The sequence below is a fragment of the Roseovarius sp. MMSF_3350 genome (assembly GCF_030733425.1).
GTDB lineage: Bacteria > Pseudomonadota > Alphaproteobacteria > Rhodobacterales > Rhodobacteraceae > Roseovarius.
Genome location: NZ_JASHIZ010000014.1, coordinates 1 through 14,474 on the forward strand (window position 1 = coordinate 1; position 14,474 = coordinate 14,474).

Sequence of the window (14,474 nt, forward strand, 5' to 3'; positions counted from 1 at the left end):
AGCGCCCCCGTCCCCCGCGGCGCCGCAGGCGGCGCAAGACCTGTCGCCGCAGGCGCCCTCATTCCTCGTCCACCACGGCAAAAAGCGACGGCACGGCAGGGCACGGCGCCAGCGAGTTGCCCACCACGTCGCTCAGCCGGGTCTGGTGCAGGAACACGTAGACCTGCGCGCTCAGCCCTTCCCACAACCGGTTGGTCATGCTCTGCGCCCGCGACCCGCTGGTGGCGCCCGAGGCCCCTGCCCCCTTGTGCATCGCGTCAATGGTCTCGTCCACCGCGGCCAGGATATCCACCGCCCGGATCTCGGACGCCGGTCGCGCCAGCTTGTAGCCGCCGCCCGGGCCGCGCACCGACGTCACCAGTTCGGCCCGGCGCAGCTTGACGAACAGCTGTTCCAGGTAGGGCAGCGAGATGCTCTGCCGGTTCGAGATGTCGCTGAGCGTGACCAGCCCGTCCTTTTGCTGAAGCGCGATATCGACGAGCGCCACCATCGCATAACGTCCCTTGGTGCTGAGTTTCATCGCTCTCCCCCGGAATAGCGGTCGATTCAGGGGCTTGGCTGGCGGGGAAATGATTGACCTTGCCCGATCAACCCCCTATCTCGCGTGAAGCCGCAGAATCCATTCGGTCGTTTAGAATAGTTCTAAGGTGCTTGATCAATTCCGTCAAGAATTGAGCCGCACCGAAATGCAAGGGGACACGCATGCCCGAGGTCATCTTTCCCGGCCCCGAGGGCCGCCTGGAAGGCCGCTACCACCCGCAACGAGAGCGCGACGCGCCGATTGCCATCATCCTGCACCCGCATCCGCAGTTCGGGGGCACGATGAACAACAAGGTGGTCTACAACCTGCACTACGCGTTCCACAAGATGGGCTTCACCGTCCTGCGCTTCAATTTCCGCGGCGTGGGCCGCAGCCAGGGCGAATATGACCAGGGCGTGGGCGAGCTTTCCGATGCCGCCTCGGCGCTGGATTACCTGCAGTCGATGAACGCCAACTCGAAACATTGCTGGGTCGCGGGCTTTTCCTTCGGTGCCTGGATCGGGATGCAGCTCTTGATGCGCCGTCCAGAGATCACCGGCTTCGTCTCGGTCTCGCCGCCGGCCAACATGTACGATTTCTCGTTTTTGGCGCCCTGCCCGTCCTCGGGCCTGATCATCAACGGCAGCGCCGACCGCGTGGCGCCACCCGCCGATACCGACGCGCTGGTATCCAAGTTGCATGAACAGCAGGGCATCACCATCACCCACGAACAGATCGAAGGCTCGGGCCATTTCTTCGAGGAGCCGCACATGGAGACGATGATCGGCACGGTGTCCGATTACGTCAAACGCCGCCTGACCGAGACCACGAGGTAACGGCCCATGGGCGTGACCGAGGATCTGGCCGACGAACTGGCGCTCAAGGTCATCAAATACGTGGACGCCTCGGGCGACGATTCCGTCATCTCCGAGATCGTCGGCATCCTCGGCGCCACGTCCCAGTCCGCCGAGGAAGCCTTCCTGACCTCGATGCGGGTGCGCCGCGCCAACATGGCGGCGCGCGCGCATCTGCTGAACAGGGTCAAGAAGTTTCAGGAAAAGCAATCGGCCGGCGACGGCGCGGCCAAGGACGCGCCGGAAACCTGACCGCGATTGCAATGCGCACGGGCGTTCCGGGCCGACCGGGCCAGATGCCCGTCAAGACACGTGCGGCGCAGGCCGGTAAGGCCACGTCGGAAGACATAAAGCAGGGAGAGACCAGACATGGCACGCACCATCATCATCGAAGAGTTCGGCGGGCCGGACAACCTCAAGCTCGTCGACCGCGACGTGGGAGAACCGGGCCCCGGCGAGGTGCGCATCGCCCACGTGGCCTGCGGGCTGAACTTCATCGACGTCTACCAGCGCACCGGGCTTTACCCGCTGGAGTTGCCCCATGCCCTGGGGATGGAGGCCGCGGGCATCGTCGAGGCCGTGGGCGACGGCGTCACGCATCTGCAGGTGGGTCAGCACGCCGCCTACGCCGCCACGCCCCCCGGCGCCTATTGCGAGGCCCGCGTCATGCCCGCAGCACAGGTCTGCCCCCTGCCCGACGACATCCCGTTCGAGGACGCCGCCTCGATCATGCTTCAGGGCATGACGGTGGAATATCTCTTTCACCGGGTCTGGCCGCTGCAAAAGGGCGACACGGTGCTGTTTCACGCCGCCGCCGGTGGCGTGGGCCTTCTGGCCTGCCAGTGGGCACGGTCCGAGGGGATCAGACTGATCGGCACCGCCGGGACGGACGAGAAATGCAAGATGGCGGTCGAGAACGGCGCCACCGCCTGCATCAACTACCGGACCGAGGATTTCGTCACCGAGGTCAGGAAACTGACCGACGACAAGGGCGTCGACGCGGTGATGGACGGCGTCGGCAAGGACACGTTCGACCGCTCGCTCGACTGCCTGAAGCCCCTGGGCATGATGATGTCCTTCGGCAACGCCTCCGGCCCGGTCGAGCCGGTCAGCCTGCTGACCCTGGCGCAGAAAGGCTCGCTGAAGCTCACGCGCACGACGCTGTTCACGTTCCTGGCCGATCACGAACGCTGCCAGGAGATGGCCAGGCACCTCTTCTCCAAGGTCCAGTCAGGCGACGTGAAGGTCAATATCGGCCAGACCTGGAAGCTCGAGGATATCGCCGAGGCGCACCGCGCGCTCGAAGCCCGCGAAACCACCGGGTCGACCATCCTGACGCTTTGATCACCTGCCCGGGAACTTTTTCCGGCGCGGCGCAGTTGACGGTCTGCACGCCACAGCGGGCACGACAATCGTGCCCGCCCGGCAAACCGGAGTAGAAGACCCATGAACAACATCATCTATATCGTCGGCCTTATCGTCATCGTCGTTGCCATCCTGTCCTTCATCGGCCTCGCCTGACGCAGGTCCCGGGGTCTGCACTCTGGGAAAGAACTGAATGAACAAACGGGCGCTCTTGCTCAAACTGGCGCAGGACATACGCGCCAGCTACTGGTTCATTCCGGCAAACTTGGTGTTGTTCGCGATCCTTCTGGCCTATGCGTCGGAATGGCTCGATCGCAACGCCGAGATTCTGCCCTATCAGCTTCCCGAAAGCCTGATCGACACGCAGGTCGACGGCGCGCGCAGCACGCTGTCGACCATCGCCACCTCGGTGATCGGGGTCACCGGGGTCATGTTTTCCATGACGATGGTCGCGGTGTCCTTTGCCGCCGGCAACTACGGCCCGCGCCTCATCGGGAACTTCATGCGCAACCGGGGCAACCAGATCAGCCTCGGCATCCTGATCGCCACCTTCGTCTATGCCCTGCTGATCCTGCGCTCCGTGCAGGACCCCTCTGAGAGCGGCGGGATCGAGGCCTTCGTGCCGCAATACTCGATGCTGCTGGCGATGCTCGGCTGCCTGATCGCGGTCTTCACCATGATCTATTTCGTGCATCACGTGCCCGAAACGATCAACGTGAGCAACATCACCGCCGAGCTGGGCCTGCGACTGGAGACCGAGATCAAGGCAGTCATCGACGCCGAGGACGCGCGGGACCCGCGCGGCGAGGCCCCCTGCCCCGACCGCGACCCGGACCACCTCATCACCCTGAACGCCGCCGGCTATATCCGCACGCTGAACTACCAGCAGGTCGAAAAGCTGACCGACCGAGACGACCGGACCCTGCGGATCGACCAGCAGCCGGGCGATTTCGTCAGCACATTCACCCCGGTCATGTCGGTCTGGTCACGCGCGGCGCTGTCGGATGAGGACATCGCGGAATTGCGCGACTGCTACGCGCTCGGCACCAGCAAGACCGAGCATCAGAACGTGCTGTTTCTGGTCGACGAACTGGTCGAGGTTCTGGCGCGGGCTCTCTCCCCCGGCGTCAACGATCCCTTCACCGCGATCAACTGCCTCAACTGGATGAAGAATGCCCTCGACGCCGCGCAACACCACGGCGAGGGGCTGGGCAAGACCGGTGCAGGCAAGCACGCCCTCGGGCCGCGCATCACGTATGACATGCTCTTCCGGCGCAGTTTTCTGGCCTCGAAACCCTATACCGACACCGACGAACTGACCAAGGCGCACTACCACAAGCTGGTCGCTGAACTGGAGCGGTCCGAGTAAGCGCCGCGCGCTCAGCCCGTCTTGCCTTCCTTCACCTTCTCCGCCAGATCGCGGGCGATGGCAAAGGCCCCCTTGATCTTGTCGGCGTCGGATTTCCAGCTGCGCCTGACCACGATCTTGTTGTCCTTGACCTTGGCCAGCCCCTTCTGATCCTTGATGAATTCCACCAGCCCCTGCGGGTTGGAGAACTTGTCGTTGTGAAACTGGATCGTCGCGCCGCGCGGCCCGCCATCCAGCTTCGCGATCCCGGCGCGCTTGCACATCGCCTTGATCCGCACCACCAGCATCAGCGTGTTCACCTCGCGCGGCAGTTTGCCGAACCGGTCGATCAGCTCGGCGGCAAAGCCTTCCAGTTCAACTTTGGTCGTCAAGCCACTGAGACGACGGTACAATCCCAGGCGCACGTCCAGGTCGGGCACATAGTCCTCGGGGATCAACACCGGCACGCCCAGGTTGATCTGCGGCGCCCATTGCTCGTCGGCCTCGCTCAGCCCTTCCAGCTGCCCCGACTTGATCTTGGCAATCGCCTCTTCCAGCATCGACTGGTACAACTCGTACCCCACGTCGCGCATCTGGCCCGACTGTTCCTCGCCCAAGAGGTTCCCCGCCCCGCGAATGTCCAGATCCTGAGACGCCAGCGTGAACCCCGCGCCCAGCTGATCCAGGCTGCCCAGCACCCGCAACCGCTTCTCGGCGGCAGGCGTCAGCCGCATCCGGGGTTTCGTCGTCAGATACGCATAGGCCCGCGTCTTCGCGCGCCCCACGCGCCCCCGGATCTGGTAAAGCTGCGAGAGCCCGAACATGTCGGCGCGGTGCACCACCATCGTGTTGGCCGTGGGAATATCCAGCCCCGACTCGACAATCGTGGTGGCCAAGAGCACGTCGTACTTGCCGTCGTAGAACGCGTTCATGCGCTCATCCAGCTCCTTGGCCGCCATCTGGCCATGTGCCACGACGAAACTGACCTCGGGCACCTGGCTGCGCAGGAAATCCTCGATCTCGGCAATATCGCTGATGCGCGGCACCACGTAGAAGCTTTGCCCGCCCCGATAATGCTCGCGCAGCAGCGCCTCGCGGATCGTCACCGTGTCGAACTCGCTGACATAGGTGCGGATCGACAGCCGGTCGATGGGCGGCGTGCCGATGATGCTCAAATCCCGCACGCCGCTGAGGCTCAGCTGCAGCGTCCGTGGGATCGGCGTCGCCGTAAGGGTCAGCACATGCACTTCCGAGCGCAGGGATTTCAGCCGCTCCTTGTGCGTCACGCCGAACCGCTGTTCCTCATCGATCACCAGCAGGCCAAGGTTCTTGAACCGGATGTTCTTGGCCAGCAATGCGTGCGTGCCCACCACGATATCCACCGTGCCATCGGCCAGCCCCGCGCGGGTCCTGGTAGCCTGGCTCGCGGGCACGAAGCGCGACAAGGGCGCCACCGATACCGGAAAGCCGCGAAACCGCTCGGCAAAGCTCTGGTAATGCTGCCGCGCCAGCAATGTCGTCGGCGCGATCACCGCCACCTGCATCCCGGACATGGCCGCAACGAAGGCCGCGCGCATCGCCACCTCCGTCTTGCCAAAGCCGACATCGCCGCAGATCAGCCGGTCCATCGGCGTGCCGCTTTCAAGGTCTGCCATCACGTCCTCGATGGCGCTCAGCTGGTCGTCGGTTTCCTGATACGGGAACCGAGCCGAGAACGCCTCCCACGCGTGGTGCTCGGGCTCCAGCACGGGGGCCTTGCGCAGGGCGCGTTCGGCGGCGATCCGGATCAGGCGGTCGGCCATCTCGCGGATGCGTTCCTTCAGCTTGGCCTTCTTGGCTTGCCACGCGCCGCCGCCCAGCCGGTCCAAGAGGCCCTCTTCATGGCCATAGCGGCTTAGCAGTTCGATGTTCTCGACCGGCAGGTAAAGTTTTGATTGTTCGGCATATTCCAGCAGCAGGCATTCATGCGCCGCCCCCGCCGCCGTCACCACTTCCAGCCCCTTGTAGCGCCCGATCCCGTGATCGACATGCACCACCAGGTCGCCGGGCGACAGGCTTTGCGCCTCGGTCAGAAAGTTCTCGGCGCGCCGGCGTTTCTTGGGGGACCGGATCAGTCGGTCGCCCAGGATATCCTGCTCGGCGATCACCGTCAGGCCCGGCGCGGTAAACCCGTGCTCCAGTCCCCAGACTGCCAGATGCAGCCCACGCTTGCCGATGGCCCCGGCGTTCTTCACCGTCACCGCGCCCAGCAGGCCCTCATCCTCCAACAGACCTTCCAGCCGCTCCCGCGCACCCTCGGAATAGGATGCCACCAGCACCGGCCCCTCGGCCATCCGCGCGTCAATATGGTCTTTCAGAACACTGAAAAGGTTGATTTTTTCCTGCTGACGCTCGGGGGCGAAGTTGCGGCCGATCCGCCCGCCGGCATCGATCACCCCCGGCCCCGGCGCCTGTGGCAGCGGCGACAGGGCCAGCACGCGGCGGTCGCCCAGGACGGCGCTCCAGGCGTCGTTGTCGAGATACAGCAGATCCGGCGCGATGGGCTTGTAGACGCTGTCCTCGCGGCCCTTCTGGGTCATGGCGTGCTTGCGGGCATCATACTGATCGGCGATGGACACCCACCGCGCCTCGCGCGCCGCCTCGACCTGGTCATCCAGGCTTACCGGCGCGCCGGGGATATAGTCGAACAGCGTCTCCAGCCGCTCGTGAAACAGTGGCAGCCAATGCTCCATCCCGGCCTGCTTGCGCCCCGCGCTCACCGCCTCGTAAAGCGGGTCATCACTGCCCCCCGCGCCGAACTCGATCCGGTAATTCTGCCGGAACCGCGTGATCGCGGCATCGTCCAGGATCACCTCGCTGACTGGCGCCAGCTCGATCCGGTCCAGCTTTTCCGTGGTGCGCTGCGTCGCCGGATCGAACCGCCGCACGCCGTCCAGCACATCGCCGAAGAGGTCCAGCCGCACCGGGCCGCTCTCGCCCGGCGGATAGATGTCGATGATGCCCCCGCGCACCGCATAATCGCCCGGCTCCATCACCGTGGGCGCCTGGGTAAAGCCCATCCGCACGAGGAAGGATTTCAGCGCCTCCTCGTCGATCTGGTAATCGACCTGCGCCGAAAACGCCGCCTCGCGCAGCACGTCGCGCGCGGGCACCCGCTGCGTGGCCGCATTCAGCGTGGTCAGCAGGATGAACCGCGACGGCCCGCCATGCACCAGCCCGGCCAGCGTCGCCATCCGCGTGGCGGAAATGTCGGCATTGGGCGACACCCGGTCGTATGGCAGGCAATCCCAGCCGGGAAAGCGGATCACCGGCATCTCGGGCGCGAAAAAGCGCAGCGCCTCCTCCATCGCCGCCATCCGCTTGTCGTCGCGCGCGACGTGGATCACGGGGCCCTCCGCGCGCGCGGCCTCGTCCAGGATCAGCCGCGCGTCAAAGCCCTCGGGCGCGCCACCAACCGCGATGCGTGTGCCACCTGCCATGCGCAGCCCCTCAGATGCCCAGCACGCCGGTCGACATGTTGACCAGCATGCCCCACATCGCGGTCACCAGGATCGACAGCACGCCGACCATCTGCGTCACGATCCGGTGATGATGCATCCGCTTGTAAAGCGCCTCGCCCGTCAGCCCGTCGCGGATGATGCGATGCGCCGTAAAGGTCGCCAGAAGCGCCACCAGCGTCATCGGAAAGCCCAGCAGGAACAGCGCCTGGCTGAACTCGTTGCCATAGACGAACCCCAGAAGACACAGCGTGGTCAGCACGAAGCACCCGAACCCGGCCAGCAAAAGCCCGGTCTCCTGCGCGATGTACAGGATGCGGTTGCAGTTGATCCGCACCATGTCGTGCAGGTCCTCCACACCTTGCTCATCTCCCCTCCTGGCCCGCTGCACCATGTCCCACGGCACGCCCAGCACCCAGTGGCTGGTCGACGACCACAGCACCGCCAGCACGATCCAGAACCACAGGTTGCTGAAGCTGCGCATGTCGATCAGTTCGAAGATGGTCTCGATCAGGTCCAATGCCCGTGCCTCGTACTGCCCCTGCGCTTGCCCGCGCTCCACCCGGGCACCTCATAGCGCCGCTCTGCGCCAATTCCTACCCTTGAGATGGCGGAATTTCCATGCCACTCAGAGGGCGGTCAAGAAATAGGATGGCAAGAATGCGTCCCACCCAAGGTCCCTTCCCCGTCACGCGCCTGCGCCGCACCCGCGCCACCCCGGCGATCCGCGCGCTCGTGGCGCAGAACACGCTGACCCCGACCGATCTCATCTGGCCGGTCTTCGTGCGCGACGGCGACGGCGTCGAGGAACCCGTGCCCTCCATGCCCGGCGTCATGCGCCGCAGCGTCGACCGCGTGGTCGAGGCCGCCCGCGAGGCGCACGCCCTGGGCATCCCCGCGATCTGCCTCTTTCCCTTCACCTCGGCCGAGAACCGCACCTCGGATTGCGCCGAGGCGTGGAACCCCGACAACCTTTCCAACCGTGCCACCCGCGCGATCAAGGACGCGGTGCCCGACATCGCGATCATGACCGACGTGGCGCTCGACCCCTATTCCGACACCGGCCATGACGGCTTTGTTGTCGACGGCGAGATCCTCAACGACGAGACCATCGAGGCACTGGTGAAACAGGCCCTCAGCCAGGCCGAGGCGGGTGTCGATATCATCGGCCCCTCGGACATGATGGACGGCCGCATCGGCGCCCTGCGCGCAGCATTGGAATCCGAAGGCCACAAGAACACCCTCCTGCTCAGCTACGCCGCCAAGTACGCCTCCGCCTTCTACGGCCCCTTCCGCGACGCGGTCGGCGCGTCGGGCGCGCTCAAGGGCGACAAGAAGACCTACCAGATGGACCCGGCCAATTCCGACGAGGCGCTGCGCTGCGTCGCCCGCGACCTGACCGAGGGCGCCGACATGGTCATGGTCAAGCCCGGAATGCCCTATCTGGACATCTGCCGCCGGGTAAAGGACGCCTTCGGCGCGCCCACCTACGCCTACCAGGTGTCGGGCGAGTACGCGATGATCCAGGCCGCCGCGCAGAACGGCTGGATCGACCACGACCGCGCCATGGTCGAAAGCCTGATGGCCTTCAAACGGGCCGGTTGCGACGGCATCCTGACCTATTTTGCCCCCGCCGTGGCGCGGATGTTGCAGGGCTGAGGCCCGCGCAACTTCCCGCTTATCCGTCCGGACACCACAAACTGTGGTGACACCGCTTGCCTTCCCCCCTATAGTGTGGCCATAGACCGGCAAAATCAAAAGACCGGCCACGGATCAGGCAACGAACAGGCAGTATCATGAAAAACCTTTCCCGGCGAAGCTTCACGCTCGGCGCCCTGGCCGCATCCCCCTTTCTGGCTGCATGTGCCAACGGGGTGGGCAGCGTAGGCTCGCAAAAGATCGACGCCCGCGTCAACGCGACGCTCAATTACCTTTTCACCACCTACCCCCAGACCCGCGACATCGCGGCCAAGTCGGTGGGTCAGCTTGTCATGCCCCTGATCACCGAGGGCGGCTTCATCGTCGGCGGCGGCTACGGCCGCGGCGCCCTGCGCGTGGGTGGTGCCACGGTCGACTACTATTCCGCCACCAAGGGCAGTGTCGGGCTCCAGATCGGGGCGCAGCAATTCGCCCACGTGCTGTTCTTCATGACCCAGGACTCGCTGGCCGGGTTCCGCCGCGCGTCGGGCTGGGTCGCGGGCGCGGATATCGAATACGTGTTCTCGGACAAGGGCGAGAACCTGCGCGCCGACACGACCACGGCCAGCACCCCGGTGCTTGCGGTGATCTTCGGCCAGGCCGGCGCGCTGGTGGGCGCGTCGCTGGAAGGCACCAAGTATACGCGCATCATTCCCTGAGGGACCCGTGGGGTTTGAACCCCTCGGGCACGTCATCCGACATACAAGGGCGCGTGACCTCCACGCGCCCTTTTTCAATGAGGTCCCCCGATGTCCCGTACCGCCGCACTTGCCGCCCTTTTCACCCTCTGCTCTGCCGCCCATGCCGCCGCCTGTGTCCTGCCCATGCCGGTCTGCGAGGTCTCGAACGGGCAACGTGCCACGCTGGAACACGCCAACGGCAGCACCGTCCTGTTCTCGCAGATTGATCCCGACGCTCAAGGCTATGAACCCACCTACGTGCTGGTCGATTGCAGCAAGAGGCAGGCCGTGGCCCTGGGCCATCTGCCGGACGGTGCCGGCGACACGGCCTTCCAGAAACATTTCGAAGGCCGGATGGTGATGGACCGCGAACTCTCGACCGGCGCGCGCCCCCGGCTGGGCCACGTGCATCGCCAGCTCCAGCGCATGGGCTTGCGCAGCAAACGCTTCACCCTGCTGAAATCCCATTGCGGCTGCGCCCTGCCCGACATGCCCCCGCCGCCTTCCAGCTGCCCGCCCTACTGATCCGGGCGCAGGCGGTCCCGGCGCTGGCGCGGCGTGTCAGTCCGCGCCGTCGCCGAAATCGAACCTGATCCCGGCCAGGGGATTGTCGTCGTCTTCCTCGTCGCGGTCCTCCGCGCCCTCGCCCATGCGTCGGGCACGCTGTTCCTGCAGGATCTCCATCTGCCGGTCCAGGTACTCCGCAAATTGCGGCCCGGCGCCATTCTCGTCCCAATGCGCATAGACCCGCCCCTCGATCAGGGCCAGCCAGTAAAGCCGCAGCACCCGGTTCATGCGTGCGCCATAGCCGGGGCCAAGCCGGCGGAACCATTTCACCATGTCGCTGTCCAGCCGGATGGTGACCCGCGTCTTGGGGCGCGGGATCGGCTCGCGGCTTTCCAGCCCCTGCCACTCCTCGGGCAGGGATCGGTCCAGCCAATGCTCGGTCAGCGATTCCTGCAATTGCCGCAGTTCGTCCATCAACGCGGCGCGGGATTTCTGCTCGGGCGGCCTGCGGCGCATCGGGGCGTCCTTTCGATCGGATGACGGTCGGAACGCCCTCATCCTGCCGCCCGAAAGTTAACGCGGTTTGCCGGCACCGCGCGGTGCACGGCGGGTGCACGGGGGGTGCACGCGTGTCACCCCCGCGATTTCGGCCCGTTGCGCCGATCGGTTAACCGACCGTGCTCAGTTCAAATAGAACTCGCCCGTGACCTGCCGCCACTCGCCGGGACTGATCATTTTCCGGTGGATGAACTGCACCGAATGCAGCGGCCCTTCGATCTCGTCCTGCCAGAACTCGATGAACTTGAAAAGCTTGGGATGATCAGGCGCGATATCGTAATCCTGCCAGACGAAGGTATTGATAACATGCGCATAATCCGGCATGTGATAGTAGAATTCCGCGGTCGTCAGGCCATAGCCTTTCAGCATCAGTTCGGTTTCAGATAGCTCCGTCGTGTTTTCCATGTCGGCACCACTCTTTATTGTTATGATTCAGAGTGTGGCACGAAATTATTAGTTTTCAATAAAAACAGTATGTTATCACCCTGCCCTGCTGGCTGCCAAAGGTGTGGGGCGCGAGGCATTGCACCCCATATCCTGCCTCTGGTATAGTTTCCGTAACAAGATATAGAACAATTGCGACAGGACGGGACAGCACGTGAACGACACGCCGGAAACCCCTGAAAACGAAGACGAAATGCCGCCCGAGCGCCCTGCCTATGACGGTCCGTCGGTCTCGATCATCGACGAGATGAAGACGTCCTATCTGGACTACGCCATGTCGGTGATCGTCAGCCGCGCCATTCCCGATCTGCGCGACGGTCTGAAACCTGTGCACCGGCGCATCCTTTACGCCATGCACGAATCCGGCAACTCGCATGACAAGGCCTACCGCAAATCCGCCCGCCCGGTGGGCGATGTCATGGGTAAATACCACCCCCACGGCGACAGCGCGATCTACGACGCGCTTGTGCGCATGGCGCAGGATTTTTCCATGTCTTTACCGCTACTTGACGGTCAAGGCAACTTCGGTTCGATGGACGGCGACAACCCCGCCGCCATGCGCTACACCGAGGTCCGCATGGACAAGCCGGCGGGCGCGCTGCTGGCGGATATCGAAAAGGAAACCGTCGACTTCCAGGACAACTACGACGGCAAGGACAGCGAGCCCACGGTCCTTCCGGCGCGGTTTCCCAACATGCTGGTCAACGGCGCAGGCGGCATCGCCGTCGGCATGGCTACCAACATCCCGCCGCACAACCTTGGCGAGGTCATAGACGCCACGCTGGCCCTGATCGAAAACCCCGACCTGAGTTCCGAACAACTGATCGAGTACATCCCCGGACCGGATTTTCCCACGGGCGGCATCATGCTGGGCCGCTCGGGCGCGCGCAAGGCCTATATCGAGGGGCGCGGCAGCGTGATCGTGCGGGCAAAGACCCGGATCGAGGAGGTCAGGAAAGACCGCTATGCCATTATTATCGAAGAGATTCCCTATCAGGTGAACAAGTCGGCGATGATCGAGAAGATCGCCGAGACCGTGCGCGAGAAACGCATCGAGGGCATCACCCACGTGCAGGACGAATCCGACCGGCACGGCGTGCGCGTGGTGGTCGAGCTGAAGCGCGACGCCACCGCCGAGGTGGTGCTGAACCAGCTGTTCCGCTTTACCCCGATGCAGACCCATTTCGGCTGCAACATGCTGGCGCTCAACGGCGGACGGCCCGAGCAGTTGACCCTCTACGGCTTCCTCAGCGCCTTCATCTCGTTCCGCGAGGACGTGGTGGCGCGGCGCACCGCCTATGACCTGCGCAAGGCCCGCGAACGCAGCCATGTCCTGTGCGGCCTGGCCGTCGCGGTCAGCAACGTCGACGAGGTCGTGGCGACCATCCGCGCCTCCGCCGACGCCGCCGAGGCGCGCGAAAAGCTGATGACCCGGCGCTGGCCCGCGGGCGACATTCTTGAATACATCGCGCTGATCGACGACCCCACGCACAAGGCCAACGACGACGGCACCTACAACCTTTCCGAAACCCAGGCCCGCGCGATCCTGGAGCTGCGCCTGCAACGCCTGACGCAACTGGGCGTGAAAGAGGTCACGGACGAGCTGCAGGAGCTGGCCGGCAAGATCAAGGAATATCTCGCCATCCTCGCCAGCCGCGAGCGCATCATGCAGATCATCTCTGATGAATTGCAGGAGGTTAAGGACCAATTTGCCGTCCCCCGCCGAACAGAGATCGTCGACTGGTCCGGGGACATGGAAGACGAGGATCTGATCGAGCGCGAAGACATGGTCGTGACGGTCACATCCGGCGGCTATATCAAGCGCACAGCACTTGCCGATTTCCGTGCGCAGAAGCGCGGCGGCAAGGGTCTGTCGGGCATGCAGACCAAGGAAGAGGATGTGGTGACCACGCTGTTCGTGGCCAACACGCATACCCAGCTTTTGTTCTTCACTACCGACGGGATGGTCTACAAGCTCAAGACCTGGCGCCTGCCTTTGGGCGGACGCACATCGAAGGGCAAGGCGATCGTCAATATCCTTCCCATTCCCACGGGTGTCAGCATCGCGGCAATCATGCCGGTCGATGTGCCGGAGGAGGAGTGGGACAACCTTCAGATCTTCTTTGCCACCTCGGCCGGGGACGTGCGGCGCAACGCGTTGAGCGACTTCACCAACGTCAAATCGAACGGCAAGATCGCGATGAAGCTGCCGGACGAAGACACGCGGCTGGTCAACGTGCGCATCTGTTCCGAGGACGACGACGTGATGCTGGTTACCGACTCGGGCCGGGCGATCCGGTTCCGGACCACCGATGTACGCGTCTTCAAGGGGCGCGATTCCACCGGCGTGCGGGGGATCAGGCTTCAAAACGGCGACCAGCTTGTCTCGATGTCGATCATCCGCCATTTCGAGGCCAGCCCGGACGAGCGGGCCGCGTATCTCAAGATGCGTCGACAGATGGCGGGCGCGGATGACGAGGGTACGGGCGAGGACGAGGGCAACGCCGACGCCCCCCTGCCCCCCGAACGGTTCGAGGAAATGCAAGCGGCGGAAAACCTGATCCTGACGATCACCGAACAGGGCGCCGGCAAGCTGAGTTCAAGCCATGATTACCCGGTGCGCGGTCGCGGCGGGATGGGCGTGCAGGCGATGGACAAGGCCATGCGCGGCGGTGCGCTGGTGGCGTCCTTTCCTGTCGAGTTGGAGGATCAGATCATGCTGGCCACCTCGCGCGGGCAGTCGATCCGGGTGCCGGTCGACGGTATCTCTTTCCGGTCGCGCAGCGCGGGCGGGGTGAAGGTGTTCAACACCGGCAAGGGCGAAAAGGTCGTCAGCGTGGCGTGGATCGCCGAGACCGGAGAAGAGGAGTTGCTGGACGCCGAGACGGTGGAGGACAAGGCGGAGGATCAGGAGGCGACCTGATCTTTCCGATATGCCGTCAAGAAAGTTCTCGGATTTCTGCGCCTCGACATGATCGGAGAACGACGTCGAAAACATCTTCG

General features: G+C 64.4%; 13 protein-coding genes. 8 read left to right on the plus strand and 5 right to left on the minus strand.

Annotated features, from left to right (window positions below):
• Positions 1-58: 58 nt before the first annotated feature.
• Entirely contained in the window at positions 59-520 is a 462-nt protein-coding gene (locus tag RBB31_RS13675) for an Rrf2 family transcriptional regulator (RefSeq protein ID WP_306129859.1), read from the minus strand.
• Positions 521-702: 182 nt separating this feature from the next.
• On the opposite strand from RBB31_RS13675, the gene RBB31_RS13680 reads away from it, so the two are divergent.
• From RBB31_RS13680 to RBB31_RS13695, 4 genes are all read left to right on the plus strand, one after another.
• Positions 703-1,356, plus strand: a complete 654-nt coding sequence (locus RBB31_RS13680; protein ID WP_306129860.1) for an alpha/beta hydrolase — start codon at positions 703-705, stop codon at positions 1,354-1,356.
• Positions 1,357-1,362: 6 nt separating this feature from the next.
• Complete coding sequence (locus RBB31_RS13685) at positions 1,363-1,626, plus strand: hypothetical protein (RefSeq protein WP_306129861.1); 264 nt, start codon at positions 1,363-1,365, stop codon at positions 1,624-1,626.
• A 117-nt stretch (positions 1,627-1,743) separates the two neighbouring features.
• Complete coding sequence (locus RBB31_RS13690; protein WP_306129862.1) at positions 1,744-2,718, plus strand: quinone oxidoreductase; 975 nt, start codon at positions 1,744-1,746, stop codon at positions 2,716-2,718.
• A 214-nt stretch (positions 2,719-2,932) separates the two neighbouring features.
• Positions 2,933-4,108 (plus strand): DUF2254 domain-containing protein, encoded by a 1,176-nt coding sequence (locus RBB31_RS13695; RefSeq protein ID WP_306129863.1) that lies wholly within the window; start codon positions 2,933-2,935, stop codon positions 4,106-4,108.
• A gap of 11 nt (positions 4,109-4,119) precedes the next feature.
• Here RBB31_RS13695 and mfd read toward each other — a convergent pair whose 3' ends face one another.
• Together mfd and RBB31_RS13705 are read right to left on the minus strand one after the other, a co-directional pair.
• The gene (mfd, locus tag RBB31_RS13700) at positions 4,120-7,566 is read right to left on the minus strand and encodes a transcription-repair coupling factor (RefSeq protein ID WP_306129864.1); all 3,447 of its coding nucleotides are present in this window, start codon (positions 7,564-7,566) and stop codon (positions 4,120-4,122) included.
• Between the two features lie 10 nt (positions 7,567-7,576).
• Positions 7,577-8,104 (minus strand): component of SufBCD complex, encoded by a 528-nt coding sequence (locus tag RBB31_RS13705; RefSeq protein ID WP_306129970.1) that lies wholly within the window; start codon positions 8,102-8,104, stop codon positions 7,577-7,579.
• A 140-nt stretch (positions 8,105-8,244) separates the two neighbouring features.
• Here RBB31_RS13705 and hemB point away from each other — a divergent pair, with 140 nt between their 5' ends.
• The 3 genes from hemB to RBB31_RS13720 all read left to right on the plus strand — a co-directional run bounded on the left by hemB (position 8,245) and on the right by RBB31_RS13720 (position 10,487).
• The gene (gene hemB / locus RBB31_RS13710; RefSeq protein ID WP_306129865.1) at positions 8,245-9,243 is read left to right on the plus strand and encodes a porphobilinogen synthase; all 999 of its coding nucleotides are present in this window, start codon (positions 8,245-8,247) and stop codon (positions 9,241-9,243) included.
• 137 nt (positions 9,244-9,380) lie between these two features.
• Positions 9,381-9,941 carry a YSC84-related protein gene (locus RBB31_RS13715; protein WP_306129866.1) on the plus strand — a complete coding sequence of 187 codons (561 nt, stop codon included), beginning with the start codon at positions 9,381-9,383 and terminating at the stop codon, positions 9,939-9,941.
• 90 nt (positions 9,942-10,031) lie between these two features.
• Positions 10,032-10,487: a hypothetical protein gene (locus RBB31_RS13720; RefSeq protein WP_306129867.1), complete on the plus strand. Its 456-nt coding sequence runs from the start codon at positions 10,032-10,034 to the stop codon at positions 10,485-10,487.
• A gap of 36 nt (positions 10,488-10,523) precedes the next feature.
• Here RBB31_RS13720 and RBB31_RS13725 read toward each other — a convergent pair whose 3' ends face one another.
• Complete coding sequence (locus RBB31_RS13725; protein ID WP_306129868.1) at positions 10,524-10,985, minus strand: BrnA antitoxin family protein; 462 nt, start codon at positions 10,983-10,985, stop codon at positions 10,524-10,526.
• Between the two features lie 165 nt (positions 10,986-11,150).
• Complete coding sequence (locus tag RBB31_RS13730) at positions 11,151-11,432, minus strand: usg protein (RefSeq protein ID WP_306129869.1); 282 nt, start codon at positions 11,430-11,432, stop codon at positions 11,151-11,153.
• A gap of 232 nt (positions 11,433-11,664) precedes the next feature.
• Here RBB31_RS13730 and gyrA point away from each other — a divergent pair, with 232 nt between their 5' ends.
• Positions 11,665-14,394, plus strand: a complete 2,730-nt coding sequence (gyrA, locus tag RBB31_RS13735; protein WP_306129971.1) for a DNA gyrase subunit A — start codon at positions 11,665-11,667, stop codon at positions 14,392-14,394.
• Positions 14,395-14,474: the final 80 nt, after the last annotated feature.